The sequence below is a fragment of the Poritiphilus flavus genome (genome assembly GCF_009901585.1).
GTDB classification, from domain to species: Bacteria; Bacteroidota; Bacteroidia; order Flavobacteriales; family Flavobacteriaceae; genus Poritiphilus; species Poritiphilus flavus.
This window is the reverse complement of the sequence record NZ_WXYO01000006.1, coordinates 389,234-408,156: the sequence shown is the minus strand read 5'-3', so window position 1 is coordinate 408,156 and position 18,923 is coordinate 389,234. Positions and strand designations below refer to the sequence as shown.

The window sequence follows — 18,923 nt, the reverse complement described above, 5'->3', positions numbered from 1 at the left end:
ATTGAGGAAAAAATCACAACCAGCTAAATTATTTTATGTATTCCATCCGGAAATTACCTGGTGCTAAAAAGGGAAAGGTCCAGTCCGGGTAACAGTTTGCCGGCATTTTGGTAATAAACCTTTTTGAGTACTTCATCGGGAAGATTCATGCCGTACATAGACCAAAAGGCGTGGTACTTCTTGTGATATGGAAAGTATTCGTCATCCGTCTCCAATACCCTGAAGTAAGTAGGGAATTCTTCGGGCTTCCAGCTGTCTTTACCGAATAGTATCCTGTCCTGATACTTTAGAAAGAACTCCCGGGCATTCCTGGGTTGCCTTCCAAGTTCTGCAATGACTGCGGCTATACCCACATACATATTGGGTATTTGATCCATAAGTTCGCTCAGTTTTCCAAGATCGTTGGCATACCAGCCCATATGTGCATTGATGAAGTTGGTATTGGGATGCTTTTTGAACATGCGGTGTTGTTCATCTATGATCTGCTGCCAGGGAGCCGGATCCGTGTCAGAACGCTTACGCCTTGGCCTGGTCTTAAGCTCGAGCCATCGCTCATTTTCACTGTCCATAGGGTCCCAAAACGATTTTGGATCGGCAGAATGGATCAACACCGGAATGCCTAATTCACCACATTTGGCCCATATTGGATCTAACCTTGGATCATCCACCGCCAGTCTTTTACCATCAACATCTTTGTTTCGCAATCCCAGGCTTTTGTAGACCTTAAGTCCCTTTGCTCCGTTCCTGACGTCCTGCTCTAGTTGACTTACCGCATTTTTCGCCCAATCAGCTCCTCCGGCGCCATCAAAATTGACGTTGGCAAAAACCACAAAGCGGTTGGGATAATGCTCTTTTACGTTTGTCAGAGCTGCTTTAAGCCCTTCCCCCGAACCACCGCTTAGATTTACCATAACGGCCATATTTAGCTTATCCATATCCGCGACCAGCCTGGATAGATCCTGAGAGGCCATCCTAAACTGATGGCTGTGAATATCTATAAAGGGGAATTTTGCCCTGGGTACTTCGTGAGATGGCACAACCAAGGTGGATACGGGATTGTATTCTTCAAAACTCATTTCCTGGGCTGCAGTTTGAACTAAGGAAAGAACAGACAGGCCTAGGATTGTTATACTTTGTTTAAGGGACATGGGATCTTGCGGTTTTAAAACCTGAATGTACTACTATTTCGGCTATGGAATCGCAAATGTTTCGTAAAATTCAAGGCATAAAATAAAAAACCCCGAACCTGCCAGGGATCGGGGTGAATTAATGGTTATAATACCTATTAGCTTTTCTTTTTCTTATTGGCGGATCTACTTTTTTTCTTGGTTTTGGACCTCGCATTGTTTTTCCCCCTCGTACTTTTCTTACCCGCTGTCTTTACCGTTCTGGAACCGTCCGCATTCTTGTTAACAGCAACTGCTCTTTTAGAACCATCTGCCTTTGTTTTTACTGCAACGGTCTTTTTACTGCCGTCGGGATTAGAGACAGAAGCTACACGTTTCTTGGTTCCGTTTGCCTTGTTAACCCCAGCCACCTTTTTGGTAGTTCCGTCCGCTTTCTTTACACCAGCAGCTCGGTATTTATCTCCATCTGCCTGGTTAACGCCAGCGACACGCTTTTTGGTACCATCGGCCTTATTAACGCCTGCTGCTCTTTTCTTTGTCCCATTGGCTTTGTTTACACCAGCCGCTCGGTATTTATCCCCATCGGCCTGGTTTACACCTACCGCCCTTTTCTTTGTACCGTTAGCTTTGTTTACACCAGCCACTCTGGCATTGTAAGACCTGTTGGGATATCTTACGGCATAATCGTTCCGTCTTACATTGGTATGAATACGAACAGCGGTACTGCTATACCTCAAACTGGTTCTGTGATAAGTATGCCGTACGTTGATGTGTACATGTACGTTTCTTCGGTACGTATGAACATGAAACGGCCTCCATTTCCTGAAGTACCTGGGATAGTATCCCCAGTAAAAAACAGAGCGGTAAGGCCTGTAAAATGGCCTCCAGAATATGGAGAAGATCACAGGTCTGTAAACATAAACAGGCTCTACTATATAGTCCGGACCGTACAGGTATACATCTCCTACAACCTGAACCTGCGCCTCACCATCCGCGTTTTTTTCCACCTCAATGGTAGCTACATCCTGGAAAATATCATCTCCAAGAACAGCTTGAATTGCAATCAGATGGGTGTCATTCTCTGCAGTTTCAACCACCCTTAGATAGTCTACGTATTCATCTTCGTTCAAATCCAGATTCGAGATCTGGATCTCCGGATCGTTCAACTTCTGTTCGAACTCTTCCAGGTCTTTGGCATCTCCGAAAAGGGAAGCCACTGCCTCCAGGTCGAGGTTTTCACTAATTTCTTCACTGGCCGCGTCAACCGTAGTGACATCCTGGGCCGTTGCGCTTATAACACTAAACAAGAGTAGGTTAAGCAGAATTACAATGTTTTTCTTTCCAGTCGTTTTCATGGGACATAATTTTTATACTTTGACTTGACTGAAGTTCAAAGGTTTAACCAGAATAATAACGATTATTTGAAATGAATCGTATTTTCGATGAAATGCATTCGTTAGCGCGGAACTTAAAGGCTTTGAAGATTCCGGTAGTCCTCGGGAGTATCAATATCCAGGTGAAGATCTCCTGAATCCAGGGCAAAAGTGTCCTGGCTGTTTTGTAAAATAATTGATTTAGCACCCTTATCCGCTTCCAGCTTAAGGAGATGTGGAAAATATTTTTGGCTGAAAACTGCCGGCACACCCATTCCTTTTGGGTATTTCGTCGCAATTATACCCGAATTCTTTTCTTTAAAAGTGTGTATTAGTTTGTCCAGGTAATCCGCCGATATCATGGGCTGATCTGAGAGCATGATCAATACGGCATCCCATTTGGTTTCGCTTTTCAACGCTTTTGCCATACCCCTGGAGATGGAACTTCCCATACCTTTGGCCCAATTCGGGTTAACGGTCAGTTGTACTTCTTCGTCCCGGACAGATCCTTTTATCGTTTCCGCATTTGCTCCTAATACCACATAAACTTGCTTAACTTCCGATTTCCGTGCGTTGTCTATAGCATGCCCTAAAAGGTTGGTGTCCTTCCATGGAAGTAATTGTTTAGGACGACCCATTCGTTTGGAACTCCCGGCTGCGAGGATTATTATAGCAGCATTCATATCTTATCTGCTTTCATCAGGATTGCTCGGCTTCCTCAAGGCGTTTTTTAAAATTGCTGACGAATTGCTTGTATAGCTGGTTGGAAACGCTTTGGACAAGACGCGATCCGAATTGGGCTATCTTACCACTGATACTTACTTCCATAATCGCCTGTAAATTAGAACCGCCGTCCGGGTTTTCGCTAACGGTCATGGTCATGTCCATCTGAGCATTTCCATTACCTCTTTTGTCTACCCCGTTGCCCTGCAGTATGATCTTTCTATTTTCCTCATCGATGGACTCATAACTTACCTTGGCTTTGTACTGGGCTCCTATTGGCCCTAGTTTTAGTCCAACAGTGGCATTGTATTTATTTTCTTCTATTTTATCACCAATCTGCACTCCGGGGACACATTCCATGACTTTGGCGGGGTCTATCAGGTGTTCCCAAACCAGGGGCAATTGCTGGGGCACTTCAAAAGATTTTTCCAGGGAAGTTTTCATAAATACTTGTGATGAGTTAAGAGATTTGAGAATTAGCTCAAACCGTTTTACACGGTTTAATTTACGATTTTCTTAAAGGTATTCTTTTTTCAGGTTCTGTCCAATTTCAGGTTTAGCAGACGAGGAAAGCGGTTTGCTTTAACAGAAGTGGAACACAAAATCCAAAAGATATTTCCTTAACTTTAATCCAGAGATCCGCAAGCCCATGTATCGCCAGTTATATTTCGATTATAATGCTACAACCCCCTGTGACGAAAAGGTTCTTGAGGCTATGCTCCCTTTTTTTAAAGAAGACTTTGGCAATGCTTCCAGTAGTCACCATCCTTATGGATGGCTGGCCAAAAACGCCATAGAGGAAGCCACCGAAAGTATCGCTGGTTCTCTGGGGGTATCAGGGGATGAACTGATCTATACTTCAGGGGCTACGGAAAGCATCAATATGGTCATCAAAGGAGTCTGTAAGGCGAAAAAAGCGTCTGGAAACCATATCATTACTACCAAAGCAGAACACAAGGCGGTCCTGGATACCTGTAAGGAATTGGAAAAAGACGGTATCGAGGTGACCTATCTCGATGTGGACCGCAATGGACTCATCCCCATTGACCATTATGAACAAGCCATAACGGATAAGACCATACTGATCGCTACCTTATATGCCAACAATGAGACTGGAGTTATACAACCTCTAAGGGAGTTGGGGGAGCTGTGTGGCAAACACCAAATCCTGCTTTTTTCAGACACCACTCAAGCCCTGGGTAAGATTCCGCTAGCAGAAGTTTTTGAATCCGTAGACTTCGCCTGTTTTTCCGCCCACAAGCTATATGGCCCCAAGGGTGTGGGAATGGTTTATGCCAGGGAGGCTACCACAAAAGAGGTGTTTACAAGTTTTATACAGGGAGGTGGTCAGCAAGGCGGTCTCAGAGGTGGTACGCTGAACACCCCGGGAATTATTGGTCTTGCAAGTGCCACATTACTGGCTCAGCAGCTACTTGAACAAGATACCGGGAGGATGAAAAGCCTAAGGGACCGTTTGGAAAAAGGTATCAGTTCAATCGAATTATCAACAGTGAACGGCAAGGAGGCAGAACGCCTGCCAAATACTTCCAATATCTCGTTTCAGTTTGTCGATGGAGAAAATCTGCTACGAGCCCTTAGCCCATACCTTGCGGTTTCCAACGGATCCGCCTGTAATTCAGCTTCGGTAGAACCTTCGCACGTGCTAACCGCCATGGGAGTAGCTCGCGATATGGCCTATGCTTCCCTTAGGTTCAGCCTTGGACGATTCACAACGGAAGAACATGTAGATGAGGCTGTGGATATCGTCTCCAGGGAGATCGCAAAACAACGCGAGAATAATATTCTATGGGTCAGGAGGTGAGGGTTCACGGGGGCGAACAGTAATCAGTGAACAGTAATCAGTAAACAGTGAACAGTCCTCCTTCGCCAAGGTTATGGAGGATGAGATCAGTGGGCAGTTAGCAGTTGGCAGTGCGCACACCTAAGTTAACAGTAAACAGTAAACAGTGAACAGTAAGCAGTGAACAGTTGCTTAGCAAACTATCTACTCGTCTAGCCATCTGGCAGTCTAACAATCCAATTATCTAACCGTCCGACCATCTGGCAGTCTAACCGTCTAAACGTCTTTCCGTCCAACCATCTAAACATCCAAACGTCTAACCGTCCAACAGTCTAAACGTCTATCCTTCCAAGCGTCCAACAATCCAAAATTCAAAACCTTAAATCTTGAACTTACGCTTAAACTTCACACCCTGGCATGAATAGGCCCCTTTTTATTTCTAAGCATCCCTCCTTCTTTCCCCGAGAATACACTTAGGATTTCAGCAAATACACTTGCAGCTATTTCTTCGGGTGAATTCGCACCGATTTCCAGTCCGCAAGGCGCGTAAATCCGATCCATTTCCTGCTCAGAAATGTGTATGTCTCTATCTTCAAATTCTCCCAAAATCTTAAGAAAACGCTTTCTGGGGCCTAAGGAACCAATATAAGGCGCTTCGGATTTCAACAGCTCTTCCAGGTTATCGCGGTCCGCCTTAAAGTCGTGCGCCATAAGTAGTATTGCTGTTCGATCATCTATTTCAGGCCGCTCAGCAGCATCTTTGGGATATAGATGTTTTACAGACCTGAGTTTTTTACTGTCCAATTTTTGAATATTGCCGACCAGGCTCACTTCCCAATCCATAACCTGAGCCTGAGCTATCATAGGATAAACATCGTAGTTATCACCATAGATCGCCAGATGGTATTGGGGAGGTATGTATTCTACAAAGGCCCTCACTTGCTGACCCTCCATTTCATAATCTATTATTCGTGATTTTCGTTTGCTAAGAACATCCTGGGCCTCGGCCGTTGCGAATTGGGCAAAAGATGCTTCCGGGCATCCCACGAGTTCCGAGGTATCTGCCTGATAGTAGAAACTGTTTCCCAGGTTGAGGGAAGGATGTTCTTCTGATATAGCCACTACGGTTACAAGGCAATGATGCCTGCGATCTTCCGCACATTTACGAAGCATTTCTATCGCTGAAGGATTCTCATCTATAGGGGTAATAAGTACTTCTATAAGCCCGTTGCATCCAAGCCCTACCCCAATTTCCTTTTCCTTGGAAGTGTCATAGGTAACCACTGAGGGTTGTCCTTTAAGAATGGCTATTTGTGATCGCTTGAGTGCGTCACCCTCCAGGCAACCTCCACTAATGCCTCCTTCAAAAATACCGGATTCAAAAACGATCATCCTTGCTCCTTCCCTGCGATAGGAAGAATCCTGTACACGGACCACCTGGGCAATGGCCGCTTTTTCTCCACTAAAGCCTCCTGAATCAAAAAGTTTAAGAATGGATTTTATCTCTCTCATGCGCACATATTAAATTCTAATTAGCTGCCGATTCACCAACCTATAGTATTGTCAGCCATATGCTCTAAGATACCTAAAATTTGCTATATTCATCAGCTCTAAAATGGATAACATTTTCATCACATATCAACGGGCGCTGGAGCTGTTGGAAAGTCAAATAGAAGACTTCCCTACTGAAAGCAAGGCATTAAAAGACTGCGTGGGAGCATATCTGGCGGAAGACCTGCATGCGGATCGCGATTTCCCACCTTTTGACAGGGTTACCATGGATGGAATAGCCATCTCATTTAGCTCCTTTGAATCAGGAAGGCGTCAATTTAAGATTGAGGCTATATCTCCCGCAGGAAGTCCACAACTGGTATTGCAAAACCCTGATAATTGTATAGAAGTCATGACCGGTACGATTGTTCCGGAAAAAGCGGATACCGTAATCCGGTACGAAGACCTGTCGATCCAAAATGGTGTGGCACATCTTCAGTCAGAAACGATAACGCATAGACAAAGCATCCATTTTAAAGGTTCTGATAGGGCTCAGGGAGCCTTGATGGTAAAAAAGGGAAGGCAGCTTAGCAGTGCGGAGATCAATATTGCGGCAGCTGTTGGTAAACCCTCCCTATTGGTGAAAAAACTTCCCGATGCCGTTATTTTTTCGACCGGGGACGAACTTGTGGATGTAGACGAATCTCCAGAGATCCACCAAATCAGAAGATCCAACGTTTACGGCATCCGCAATACCCTCAAAGAATGGGGGATACAAAGTGAATTGCAGCATCTGCCGGATGAGAAATCTGAGATGGAAAGAGTAATCGCCAAATATTTGAAATCACATCAGATATTGTTCTTTACCGGTGGGGTTTCTAAAGGGAAATACGACTTTTTACCTGAGGTTTTAGAGGCCCTGCAGGTTAAAAGGCTCTTTCATAAAGTACAGCAGCGCCCTGGAAAACCCTTTTGGTTTGGAACAGCTCTTACAGGAGCAAAGATCTTTGCGCTTCCAGGAAACCCGGTGTCCTCTTTTGTATGCCTGTACGTGTATTTTCAGTACTGGTTAAGAAGCTCGCTGGGCTTAAATTTAAATTTTCAGTACGTAAAACTTCTTGACGAGATCAGTTTTAAACCGGACCTTGTTTACTTTTTAGAGGCTAAACTGGAAAGCCAGACAGACGGAACACTGGCAGCGCTACCCCTTCCCGGTAATGGTTCAGGAGATTTTGCCAACCTGGTGAATGCGGATGGCTTTTTGATCCTACCTCAAAACAAAACCCTCTTCAAAAAAGGGGAAGTATACCCTTTTCTGCATTACAGACAAGTTTTTTAATGTATCAATGAATCAATGAGGAAATTTGAAGGTTTGAGGATTTGAGGATTTGAAAACGAGGTAATCCAAAAATACAACAGTCTAAAGATCTGGCCGTCTAATTATCCAGCAGTCGAACAATCCAACCGTCTAGCAATCCAATGTACCAATGTGGAAATGTGAAACTGTGAAACTGTGAAACTGTAAAATTGTAAAAATCTAATAATCCAACCTTCTATCACTCCAGCAGTCCAGCCATCTAATCGTCCAACAATCCAACCATCTAATTATCCAACAGATTATCCCAATTACGAGAATACCGCAGAATACCTGTTCAGCCCTCCTGATATATGGAAAACAGCTGCGGAAGGATATTGGGAAAGGGCTATCCTGGCGGCTACTTCACTGCGCTTCCCGGATTGGCAGAGAAAATATATCTCATGATCAAAATCTATTTCCATTAACCTGTTTTCCAATTCGTCGATGGGGATATTATGTGATCCCTGAAGGTGGTAATCATCAAACTCCATGAAGCTTCTAACATCAATAAGCTGTATGAACTTTGACCCATCCAGAAGTTTTTTGAGTTCCTCGGAGGACACTGTCGGAACCGTATGGCAAATCGGGATATCGTAAGTTTCCTCCAGGGCGGAAATCTTCAGGTTTTCTTCTTTAGGTTTAAATCGGATCTTCTGAAAGGATTGATTTAAGCCATTAAACAACAATAACTGCCCGGATAAGACCTCCCCTACTCCAGTCAATACTTTGACGGTTTCCAGGGCTTGCAGGTTTCCGACAATACCAGGGACAACTCCTAAAATCCCATTGTCATCACAATTTGGGATCTCATTATTTGCCGGAGGATCGGGGAACAGGCAGCGATAGCTTGGCCCACCCTTGTAATTGAATACGGACACCTGCCCTTCAAATCCGTGCAGTGCACCATAAACGAAGGGTTTATTGAGCATTACACAGCAGTCGTTAATCAGGTAGCGTGTGGCAAAATTATCCGTTGCATCCACAACAACATCGTAATTCTCAATGATTTCCAGCGCATTTTCGCGGACCAGAAAACTATCGTAGGTATGGAAATTAGTTTCGGAGTTTTGAGCCTTTAGCTTTTGAAGAGCCACCTGGAGTTTTGGCCTGCCGAGATCTTCTTCGGAGTAGAGCACTTGCCTTTGCAGGTTGGCCAGTTCAACGGTATCCTGATCTATTAGCCCAAGGGAGCCTACGCCCATGGCGTTCAGGTATTGCAATACCGGAACACCAAGGCCTCCGAGCCCCACAACCAGGACGCTGGATCCTCCAAGGGTCTTTTGGGCTTTCGGACCAAAATCCTTTAGGGTGATCTGCCTGTTGTACCGTTCTTCTGTCATACTTTGCCCAATTTAAGAAGCACCTGCTCGTAGTCTTCCTTAGAGTTGGCATTCAGCAGCACTTCATCGTCTAAGGGGAAGACCAATTTGATATCCGAATTGATCAAAAACTTCCTGGGGCAGGTACTGTCACCATTGTCAAGATACCGTTCTGACTGCAGTAAAGCCTTTGGCTCCCAAATTGCCGCCAATGGTTCGGGTAAGCCACTTTGTCTTGTTGCAAAGGCCGTAGCGTACTTTGAACTGTCCCTGGCTTCTACCAGTTGTGTCAGTGCCTCCTTGTTGATCAGCGGAATATCGCAGGCAACAACGAGCCAGGCCACCTCTGGGTGTTGTTTCCTGGCACTTAGCATTCCATTAAATGGGCCGCGATATTTATCCGCATCTACAATGAGGTTCGCTCCTTCAGGAAAATCTGCCCGCTGTTCTTCGCGGAGACTGTAGAAAGTACGATCACAGAGTTGATCCAACAAATGGAAAAGATGTTCCTGCTGTGGAAGTTGGTGATAACGAAGGTTTCCCTTGTCTTCACCCATCCGTGTGCTTTTACCTCCGCAGAGTACCAGGCCATATAGCTTAGTGTTATTCATCTGAGCAGAATTAACCTCCTATGGAGGTCATTGAATTTTCGAATACGGCATTGTGGTTTTGCTGAGCCTCAAATCCTGTTCTGGCCCTACTGCCGATTGCCTTCAAAATCGCCTCTTTTACGTTTTCAGTGGACGCCGGTGAACGCATAATATCCCTAAGATTCGTCACTGGTTTGCCGTACAAACAGGTGATCACATCGCCGGTGGCCGTAATCCTAAGGCGATTGCAACTGCCGCAGAAAGTTCGACTGAATGATGGGATTAAACCAAAGGTACTCTTATGTCCATTGATTTGATAATTTATTGAAGTAGAGGTCTTTGGAGAAACTAATTTCTTGAAATCAGGATAGGCAGAACGGATGTGCTCCAGTATACGCTTGTAATCCCAGGTGATAGCTGTAAAATTCTTACTTCCACCATTAAACGGCATTTCTTCTAAAAAACGAACGGAAACCGGATAGTGTTTCATGAGTTCCAGCATGGGAATAATATCCTGGGTATTCTGATTCTCCAGGGCGATAAAATTGATGCGAACGTTAAAGCCTTCGGAGATCAATCTGGTTAAATTCCCGTAGACTGTATCATAAAGGTCCCTCCGCGTTACGCTTTTGAAGGTTTCTTTATTGATAGCATCCAAACTCACGTTCACGTTCATGATCCCCAGCTCCTTAAGCTCATCAATATAAGGCCCTATCAGGGTAGCATTGGTGGTAACGGAGATATCTTTGAGACCCTCAAGTGCCGCGAGTTTCCTTAGGAGCACGATCAGGTCCTTCCTCACAAATGGTTCTCCCCCGGTTATACGGATCTTATCTATACCCTGCTCTACCAGTATGGCCGCGAGCTCGGAGAGTTCATCAATACTCAGTAACTTTTCTCGCTTTTCAAAATTGATCCCCTCGGAAGGCATACAGTAGTTACAGCGCAGGTTACAGCGGTCCGTAACCGCAAGTCGGAGGTAATTTATTTGTCTGTTGTGATTGTCGATCAACATAGTGTATCCCGGTAAATTATGCCTTTATAAAATTATCCCCCACTTACTGGTGGAATAAGCGCAATCTCGTCAAAATTATCAATTTTATCACTATCCTCAGCATAAGAATTGTTTACTGCAACAGCTAAGGAGCTAAGGTTTCTCAGCCTTGGATAGGTACTGCTGAGATAGTCCTTCAACTCCCCTACAGTTCGTAATCGAGAAGTGCTGGAAACAGGCAAGGACAGTGTGGAGCTACCCACAATGTCCTTGGTAATGCCAAAAAGTAATACGGTCATATTTATCCTATGATTTCTTTTTCCGGAACCGTTAACAGTTCTGGATATTTGCTAAATGGCTGATTGTACAAACGCTTTCCGGTCGCTGCCTTGAAGGCATTGGCTATAGCTCCTCCTGCAGGTGGAAGCGTAGGTTCTCCTAATCCGGTAGGCGAATATTCATTCTTGAGGAAGTGGACCTCAACTACCGGCGCTTCTTTCATTCGAATCAATCGGTACTTGTCAAAATTAGCTGCCATAGGGGTCCCGTCCTTAAACGCGTAATCCCCGTACATGGAATGTCCGATGCCGTCAATAACTCCACCTTCTGCCTGATTTTTGGCCCCTAATGGATTCACTACGATTCCGCAATCCACTACGCAGGTAATCTTCTTAACTACAGGGGATCCATCTTCAATTTCTACATCTGCGACTTCAGCCACGTGGCTGTTATGGCAGTAATAATTCACGAATCCCTGGTAAACACCTTCCGGTTTGGTTCCCCAACCTGATTTCTCAACCGCCACTTTAATGACTTCCTCCATTCTTTCAGGGGAATATTGAATTCTTTCGTCTTCAGTACCTTTTACCTTCTGCAACAGGTCCAGGCGTAATTGAACCCGATCCACCTCCATCATCTCGGCCAACTCATCAAAGAAGCTCTGTTCTGCAAAGGCAAGGAAATTGGTATATGGTGCCCTCCAGGCTCCTGTAGTTATCTTACTCTGATACTTGGCAACGTCTACCTGATAGTTCTCTATGGCTCCGGCAGGAAAGAAATTGGGTATCAGATCATACATATTGTCATTGATCGCGGCTTCTTTCAGATGGTAAGCAGTTACTTTTCCATCTTTTACACCAGCCTTTATGCGGTACTTGATAGCTGGTCTGTAGATCCCGTCCATCATGTCGTCCTCTCTGCTATACACTACCTTAACGGGCTTCTTAATGGCATCCGCGATTTCAGCTGCTTCGATCACGAAATCCCCGAAAAGCCTTCTTCCGAATCCTCCACCCTGACGTGTCATTTCCAAATGAATTTCCGAAGGATCCCGTTCCAACATGGCGGCTACCAATCCGGCCTTCCAGGCAGGGGTCTGTATAGGTCCTACCAGGTGTACCTTTTCCGGGGTAACATTGGCATAGAAATTCATGGGTTCCATACAGTTATGGGGTAAAAAGGGCGACTCATAGGTACGCTCAAGAACCTTATCAGCCTGCGCAAAAGCGCGGGATACATTACCGTCTTTTCGCAAGTTCTCAAACCTGTTACCATCCAGTAATCCGGTCAGCGCCTTATCCATTTCTTCAGTGCTATCTATAGTACCATCGTCCTCCCACTCCGCTTTAATCGCCTCTTTGGCCTTCATCGCCTGCCATGTAGTTTTTGCAATTACGGCAACCTTATCACTAGTGGATATCTTACTGGAAAATCCTGGATCTTTTTCAAGCAGGCTTCGTACTTTGGCTCCAATTTTCACTACATCTATAACTCCCGGCATCGCTTTGGCCGCGGCGTCATCATAAGACACTAGCTTTTTACCAAAGGTAGTTGGCCTGACCACTGCTGCATATACCATCCCATCGGCCTTATAGTCCAACCCGAACAATGGCTCTCCGGTTACGATCTTATCGATATCCACATTACCGACATCCGTACCGATAAGCTTAAAGTCCTTAACTTCTTTCAGAGCAACCTCCTCTGGAACTTCCAGTGCCGCAGCATCGTTAACCACGTCACCATAACCCAGGGTTTCGCCCTTGGAATTTGTGATCACTCCTTCGCTGGCCGTACATTCGGAAGCATCTACCCCCCAGCGGGCCGCAGCCGCGTTGATAAGCATTTGCTTAGCCGTAGCACCCGTTTGTCTTAAGGCTTCCCAACCAAAACGAATGGACTGGCTTCCCCCGGCTACCTGTCGGGTGTAGTTTTCGTTATCCAGGATACCCTGTACAACGTTCACTTTGTCCCAGGATACATCTAATTCTTCGGCGATGATCATTGGCATGGATGTTTTTACCCCCTGCCCGATTTCCGGATTGGGAGAAAAAATGGTCACCGCACCATTGTCCGCAATTTTTATGAATGCGTTAAAGTCATTGTAGTTCAGCTCGGCAAGATCGATAGGCGGAGCCGCTTTGGGTTTACAGGCCTGAAAGAGGTTAAACCCGATTAGGAGCCCCCCGCCAGCCAGTGAACTGGTTCGCATAAAAGCTCTTCTACTAAATTTTGAGGATGTTATGTTAGTTGACATGTTTCTTTTGTTGATTGATTTTTAGCCCATTTTTTCTGCAGCTATTTCCACTGCGCGATAGATCCTGTTGTAAGTGGCACATCTGCATATGTTGCCGTGCATTGCACTTTTGATATCCTCCGGGCTAGGGTTAGGATTCTTTTCCAGAAAGGCCGATGCTGTCATGATCTGACCTGCCTGACAATACCCGCACTGTGGAACATCCACTTCCTTCCAGGCTTCCTGAACAGGATGATTGCCATCTTCGGACAATCCTTCTATAGTGGTAACCGACTTACCTTCTACCTGCGACATGGTCAGTGAGCAGCTCCTAACGGCATTCCCATCCAGGTGAACCGTACAAGAGCCACATTGGGCAATTCCACAGCCGTACTTGGTACCCACGAGATCCAGATGATCCCTAAGAACCCATAATAAGGGAGTGTCTTCACTAACGTCAACGGAGCGGTTTTCGTTGTTGACTTTAAATTGATACGTTGGCATATTCTGTTGTTTTAGGTGTTTTAATGAGAGAGATACTCTTTAAAGGTATCAAAAAAACGAGCAGCACATTGGGCTTTAACAATTTGTTAAATGTTAAAGTACTAAGGCGCCCGGGTGATCTTGTCACGCAGTTCCCGCCATGTGACCAAAATAATATTTTGCTCCTCCAGGAGCTCCTTGCATTCCTGACTGGAAAAAAAGTCCACATCCGCTTGCCGCCATTCTGCACCCCAGTAAGGATGATCCACCGTTACAGCTCTCGTTTCCTCATCGTCATAGGCCAGATGTATTAAAAGGCAGTTCAATCCCGGAGACAGATTATTTAATACTGATTTATAGTACGCTGCCATACCCTGGTCAAAGTCTGAGGGAGCCGCTCCTAGAATATTATCCATGACCACAGTGCGCTCATCCAGCAAATCCTTGACCCCCTGGTCCTGTATTTGATATATCCTTCCATCCAGCAGCACCGGTAGCTGAAACTCTTTGCCTATTTTCATATATGCGGCTAAATAGTCTGGCCTGCTTGCGGCCGCGCCCATATGCGCATCCAGATGAGTGAGGTCTATACCTGACTGATAGGCCTTTTTTACCTGGTTCCTCAATTCTATTTCTACTTCTTCTGCTTTACCAACACTCAAAAGGCTATCGACAGAAGCATAAAAATAGCCGTCCTTGTTAACCAGGCTCGGAACTGCGTCTACTGAGCTAACAGGACCCCATTTGTAATAGTTCCACTCACTGTTAAGCGTTAAGTGTACACCCAGGTCCCGGGAACTATTCTTTCTGGCATAATCCGCTATTTCCGGAAACCAGGGACAAGGTACCATGATACTGGCCGAATTCACCGGGGTTTTTTCCAGCCCCTCAATACTGGCCATGTTTTCAGAATGCGTCACTCCAAGATCGTCCGCATGGATGATCAGTAGTTTGCTATCTTTTGGATATCCAAGGCGTTCGTAAATGTCAACTTGCTGACCGAACAGAAAGTTTTGGCAAAGCAAGAGAGTACAGAATGGTATAAGGAGTTTCTTCATAGTTCAACCGAATTCTTAAGAATGTCAATAGGTACAAGAAAATTACAAAATAAGTCCTGAGCCTTCTTAACAAGATTTAACATTTTTTTTGAGGCGGCCTATAATTTATGAAGGATTTGGCCGTTCTGATGGGAGAACCGAAAACCATATGAACATGAAATCCCTTCTTAGAATTGCCTTCACCTTTAGTTTTCTCGCTTTGGTAATGTCCTGTGGTAACGCAGATGATGATGTTAGTTTTGATTTTGGCGATGGGGGCCTCGGACAAGGTCAACCGGTTGATGATTGCCTGAATCTGGGTGAGAGCGACCTGGTGCTATCTATTCAGGATCAGTTTACAGAACTTCCGGGAAAAGTTTCCATATTTTTCAAGGTTTCAGACACTCAGGGTAACCCTGTTCCGGGACTTACCGCGAATCAGTTTACTATCTACGAGCAAGGAAGGAACGACGACTGCTTTAACACCATTTCAGCTTCTGAATCCCTCGCCCGTATTTCTCCCAACTCCCAGATCTTCAACAACAATACCTTGCTGGTTCTGGATTTAAGTAATAGCGTTTTGAGCAGCAGCCTGGATGAACTAAAGTCTGCTTCAACAAGTTTTATCAATAATGTCATGCCTGAAATAGAAGATGCGGCATTCCAAATGGCCATCTATTGGTTTGATGGTGCTGATGAGCTACATGCCTTGAATCCGCTTACCTCATCCAAGACAGAACTGATAGCGGCCATAGAGGGAATTGACGATAACATAAGCAATGACCCATCAACAGACCTTTACGGGGCGGTGATCAAAGCAAGTGATATCGCGGACGACCTGCTCAAGGACAATATTGCTAATGAGACCATCGGAGCAGTTTCTGTGGTGCTGTTTACCGATGGAACTGACCAGGCGTCTCGCTATACCGAAGCCTCCGCACTTAAAAAAGTGAATGAGGCCAATAGTAATATCTCTTATTTTTCAATAGGTCTAGGTGCGGAAATTGACACTCAGGTCCTGGCGGATATCGGGAAGACTTTTAGCGTTTTTGCAGGTAATAAGGAAGAATTGGAGTCCACTTTTAACGATATTTCATTTAGGGTATCTCAGTTGGCCAACAGTTTTTACCTTTTTGAATACTGCACACCCAAGCGAGATGGTAGCGGAGTGAATAACCTCGCCATTCAGGTTACCGATGGAAATCTTCAAGGTGCTGTTCAAACCAAATTCGACGCCAAAGGATTCGTTGGGGGATGTGAGTAGGTTCGGTTGGTAGTCCTACTTCGCTAAAGCTTCGGAGGATGATATCAGTAAACAGTGAACAGTCCTCCTTCGCCAAGGCTACGGAGGATGATATCAGTAAACAGTGAACAGTAATCAGTAATCAGTAATCAGTGAACAGTAAGCAGTTCATCATCTAGTCAGCCAAACGTCCAAGCGTCTAACCATCTTATAGTCCAACAGTCTAGCCGTCTAACGATCCAATAATCCAACCACCTAACCACCCAACCTCCTGTTTAACAGCTATTTAATCTTACTTTAAGGCAACATTCCTTTTCACATAGAAAGTACCGTTCATCGAAATAGCAGTCGGAAAAGTAGGGTTTTTGTCATGGCAACTGTTTTACTATCACAAACCTCAAAAACCTATTGCAACTTAAGTACATCCTAAAAACTATCTAAAAGTCTAATTAAAAAAAATTGTTATGGATGTCATTAACGAAATTATCCGCCAGAGCGCAATAGGGCCGTTCTCAAATTGGTTCAAAAGCGCAGTTTTAACCTTGTTCTCATCTATTGTGGTTACCTTGTTTACCATGCTGATCCTTCTGATCAAGTACGGTCCGGATACCCCTCTGAGTTTTGGTTACTAGAACAGCCGCCAAAAATGGCAAAAAAATATGCGCCGGAGTCAAACTCCTGGCGCATTTGTTTTTTTATGACAAAAACTGATTAGCGCAGTATCATCGCATTTCCTTTTTTCGAGCTAAATTCAGACCAGTTTCTTTTGCTGTCTTCATTTAGGTTTATCAGGAAACCGTTTATCACAGCAAACTCATTTTTACCGTCTTTCTCCAGCAAAAAGCTTGGATTGACCCCTACGTTTATATGGAAATCGTGCATTTGGTACTTCTCGGCAACAAGGTGCATAGGGAATATAATGCTAGGGCCTTCCGGTAGATCTTTCATTCTCAGGAACAAATAACCAGATTTCATTAGCTCCACAAAATCGAGTTTCTCCAGATCGGATACGGCTTCAAGGGTTTCCGGATATACTGCACCTTCCTTTATTTTATAACCGCTACCATCAAAATTCTGGTAGCCGTAATAGGTAGAAAGATCTCCCTGGTCCATGATCCGGCTACTATACCAGAAATCAAGGTGGTTCTCGTAATCTACCTCCGGCCTTTGTATGCCCAAATCAAGAATATAGTCATTACCCAGGAGTTCATAGGTCACTCCGGTAATTTTAAGGTCGAACAGTTTCCGATCATTTTCCGGGATCTCATCGTAGGATTCCAGGGCAATATCCTTGTAATTCCCTTTAGCGATCGTATAGATCGCAGAGAGAATAGAAACGTAGTTTAGTTTTCTTATCTCCTGTTTTTCGAGATCATTTGCAAAGCCACCGGATTCAATCAGAATGGCACTCGTTCCCCATTTTTGAATGTTATCCCCAAAAGCCCTGGGTTCAAAATCGTCATTATATCTTCCCACTTGCCCTGGGGCATACTTTTGTATGATATTATTCATGAACACAATCACTTTCATGGCGTTAGCCCTTACCTCATTGATATCCTTCTCATAGTTATATGCCGGCGCGAGGTAGGAGATGGTGGCCGGCTTCTCTGTCCGTTCCGCATTATAATAAGTACTTTGATCGTGAAGATTAAACCCAAAGTCGGCTTCAAGACTATCGCGAACTCTTTTCAAAGTTTGCCCTTCAGGGGATTGAAGCCTTAAGGCATCCCTATTGATATCGATACCCAGAGCGTTCCTCCTCTTGTAGACCTCCGCCCCATCCGGATTGAGCATAGGAAGGAAATGGAGTTTCAAATTGCTTAAAATTTCCTGTTTTTCTTCTTTATAATCTTCACTATTCAGAAAGTTAAGTATGTCAAAAATTGCCAGAGTCGCTGTTGGTTCATTACCGTGCATCTGAGACCAAAGAAAAACGTCTGTCTCCCCCTGCCCAACACTTACCAAAAAGAGCGGTCTTCCTTCTATAGACCGGCCAACCTGCTTTACTGTAAAACCAGGTTTTTGACCAATCTCTGTCAACAATGGGACGATTTGACGGTATTTGACGCGCCTTTTGTCCAGACTGGGTTCCTTATACTTTTCGTAGGTTTCATATAAAGAAGCGGTAATATCATTGGTCTGACCAAAGGTCGGGGCCAGGGCAAGCAGCATAAAGAATATTGAGTATCTTACCTTCATTATAAGCTAGGTTTAGTTGGTAGTGGTTTAAAATTATGTCTTTTGGTTGCTTTCCGAACACTTTCCATAAATTCTATTCCCGGGTCATCCTTTACTGTTCGATAGCCTTCGTCTTTTTCTAACCAGAGTTCATGCCCTTCAAATAAGGTGTACTCATAGTGGCCTATTAGATAGGAAATATCGTATTTGTCTGCCAAATAATCTACCAGCCAGATGTTAGACTTCAGCTGCTTTTTGGTTAACGGTAAGTCGTCCGTACCTCCGATATTTTCGATACCGATCGCACAGTGATTCAGACCAATAACATGACGAGCCATAGTGGTTTCGGGCATTAAACGGTAGATGGTTCCATCCCGGTCTACCATAAAATGCGCAGAGACATTTAAACCGCTTCTGTTTTGAATATCAGGTCGCCAATCTGGTAAAGTGGCATTATCAAAAGCTTCAAAAGACTCCTCAAAAGTGGGAATGACCGTCCAATGCAGCACGATCATCTTTGGAACAATTTCCGGACTACTTTGTTCCAGCCCGTAGCGGTCTGCGAGGTATTGCAGCGTAAGTCTTTCCCTTTCCTCATCAAAAGTGATAGGCTTGTCAATTATTGTTCTTGTGCGGGAACAGGATAGCATCAAAACCATTCCAAGAACGGCTAAAAGTATGCTGGTTGCAGAAAT

Annotated in this window: 18 protein-coding genes; 4 read left to right on the top strand and 14 right to left on the bottom strand. The window is 44.6% G+C overall.

The features are described from left to right. Positions 1-53: 53 nt before the first annotated feature. The 4 genes from GTQ38_RS14505 to GTQ38_RS14490 all read right to left on the bottom strand — a co-directional run bounded on the left by GTQ38_RS14505 (position 54) and on the right by GTQ38_RS14490 (position 3,667). Positions 54-1,076: an amidohydrolase family protein gene (locus GTQ38_RS14505; protein ID WP_238857945.1), complete on the bottom strand. Its 1,023-nt coding sequence runs from the start codon at positions 1,074-1,076 to the stop codon at positions 54-56. Between the two features lie 209 nt (positions 1,077-1,285). Next, on the bottom strand, positions 1,286-2,482 hold the full coding sequence (locus GTQ38_RS14500) for a hypothetical protein (RefSeq protein ID WP_161436265.1): 1,197 nt from the start codon (positions 2,480-2,482) through the stop codon (positions 1,286-1,288). A 113-nt stretch (positions 2,483-2,595) separates the two neighbouring features. After that, entirely contained in the window at positions 2,596-3,183 is a 588-nt protein-coding gene (locus tag GTQ38_RS14495; RefSeq protein WP_161436264.1) for a nucleotidyltransferase family protein, read from the bottom strand. Positions 3,184-3,199: 16 nt separating this feature from the next. Further along, a complete protein-coding gene (locus GTQ38_RS14490) occupies positions 3,200-3,667 on the bottom strand; it encodes an SRPBCC family protein (RefSeq protein ID WP_161436263.1) in 468 nt (155 codons plus the stop codon). 205 nt (positions 3,668-3,872) lie between these two features. Here GTQ38_RS14490 and GTQ38_RS14485 point away from each other — a divergent pair, with 205 nt between their 5' ends. Further along, positions 3,873-5,045 carry a cysteine desulfurase family protein gene (locus tag GTQ38_RS14485; RefSeq protein WP_161436262.1) on the top strand — a complete coding sequence of 391 codons (1,173 nt, stop codon included), beginning with the start codon at positions 3,873-3,875 and terminating at the stop codon, positions 5,043-5,045. A 384-nt stretch (positions 5,046-5,429) separates the two neighbouring features. Here GTQ38_RS14485 and GTQ38_RS14480 read toward each other — a convergent pair whose 3' ends face one another. Next, entirely contained in the window at positions 5,430-6,536 is a 1,107-nt protein-coding gene (locus GTQ38_RS14480; RefSeq protein WP_161436261.1) for an XdhC family protein, read from the bottom strand. Positions 6,537-6,639: 103 nt separating this feature from the next. Here GTQ38_RS14480 and GTQ38_RS14475 point away from each other — a divergent pair, with 103 nt between their 5' ends. Beyond that, the gene (locus GTQ38_RS14475) at positions 6,640-7,854 is read left to right on the top strand and encodes a molybdopterin molybdotransferase MoeA (protein WP_161436260.1); all 1,215 of its coding nucleotides are present in this window, start codon (positions 6,640-6,642) and stop codon (positions 7,852-7,854) included. A gap of 287 nt (positions 7,855-8,141) precedes the next feature. Here GTQ38_RS14475 and GTQ38_RS14470 read toward each other — a convergent pair whose 3' ends face one another. The 7 genes from GTQ38_RS14470 to GTQ38_RS14440 all read right to left on the bottom strand — a co-directional run bounded on the left by GTQ38_RS14470 (position 8,142) and on the right by GTQ38_RS14440 (position 14,828). Next, positions 8,142-9,212, bottom strand: coding sequence for a HesA/MoeB/ThiF family protein (locus tag GTQ38_RS14470; RefSeq protein ID WP_161436259.1), 1,071 nt, complete (start codon positions 9,210-9,212; stop codon positions 8,142-8,144). Then, entirely contained in the window at positions 9,209-9,802 is a 594-nt protein-coding gene (locus GTQ38_RS14465) for an NTP transferase domain-containing protein (RefSeq protein ID WP_161436258.1), read from the bottom strand. Before GTQ38_RS14465 ends, GTQ38_RS14470 begins: the two co-directional genes overlap by 4 nt. 10 nt (positions 9,803-9,812) lie before the next feature. Next, positions 9,813-10,796 carry a GTP 3',8-cyclase MoaA gene (moaA, locus tag GTQ38_RS14460; RefSeq protein ID WP_161436257.1) on the bottom strand — a complete coding sequence of 328 codons (984 nt, stop codon included), beginning with the start codon at positions 10,794-10,796 and terminating at the stop codon, positions 9,813-9,815. 32 nt (positions 10,797-10,828) lie between these two features. Next, entirely contained in the window at positions 10,829-11,074 is a 246-nt protein-coding gene (locus GTQ38_RS14455; RefSeq protein WP_161436256.1) for a MoaD/ThiS family protein, read from the bottom strand. A gap of 2 nt (positions 11,075-11,076) precedes the next feature. Further along, positions 11,077-13,263, bottom strand: a complete 2,187-nt coding sequence (locus tag GTQ38_RS14450; RefSeq protein WP_238857943.1) for a xanthine dehydrogenase family protein molybdopterin-binding subunit — start codon at positions 13,261-13,263, stop codon at positions 11,077-11,079. A gap of 66 nt (positions 13,264-13,329) precedes the next feature. Next, the gene (locus GTQ38_RS14445) at positions 13,330-13,791 is read right to left on the bottom strand and encodes a (2Fe-2S)-binding protein (protein ID WP_161436254.1); all 462 of its coding nucleotides are present in this window, start codon (positions 13,789-13,791) and stop codon (positions 13,330-13,332) included. A gap of 101 nt (positions 13,792-13,892) precedes the next feature. Next, entirely contained in the window at positions 13,893-14,828 is a 936-nt protein-coding gene (locus GTQ38_RS14440; protein WP_161436253.1) for a polysaccharide deacetylase family protein, read from the bottom strand. Positions 14,829-14,982: 154 nt separating this feature from the next. Here GTQ38_RS14440 and GTQ38_RS14435 point away from each other — a divergent pair, with 154 nt between their 5' ends. Continuing rightward, positions 14,983-16,071 carry a vWA domain-containing protein gene (locus GTQ38_RS14435; RefSeq protein WP_161436252.1) on the top strand — a complete coding sequence of 363 codons (1,089 nt, stop codon included), beginning with the start codon at positions 14,983-14,985 and terminating at the stop codon, positions 16,069-16,071. 443 nt (positions 16,072-16,514) lie between these two features. Then, positions 16,515-16,682, top strand: a complete 168-nt coding sequence (locus tag GTQ38_RS14430) for a hypothetical protein (RefSeq protein WP_161436251.1) — start codon at positions 16,515-16,517, stop codon at positions 16,680-16,682. A 79-nt stretch (positions 16,683-16,761) separates the two neighbouring features. On the opposite strand, the gene GTQ38_RS14425 is transcribed toward GTQ38_RS14430, so the two are convergent. Both GTQ38_RS14425 and GTQ38_RS14420 read right to left on the bottom strand, forming a co-directional pair. Then, positions 16,762-18,249: a M14 family metallopeptidase gene (locus GTQ38_RS14425; protein ID WP_161436250.1), complete on the bottom strand. Its 1,488-nt coding sequence runs from the start codon at positions 18,247-18,249 to the stop codon at positions 16,762-16,764. Beyond that, positions 18,249-18,887, bottom strand: a complete 639-nt coding sequence (locus tag GTQ38_RS14420) for a peptidoglycan recognition protein family protein (protein ID WP_161436389.1) — start codon at positions 18,885-18,887, stop codon at positions 18,249-18,251. The genes GTQ38_RS14425 and GTQ38_RS14420 overlap by 1 nt, the downstream gene beginning before the upstream one ends. Positions 18,888-18,923 lie beyond the last annotated feature (36 nt).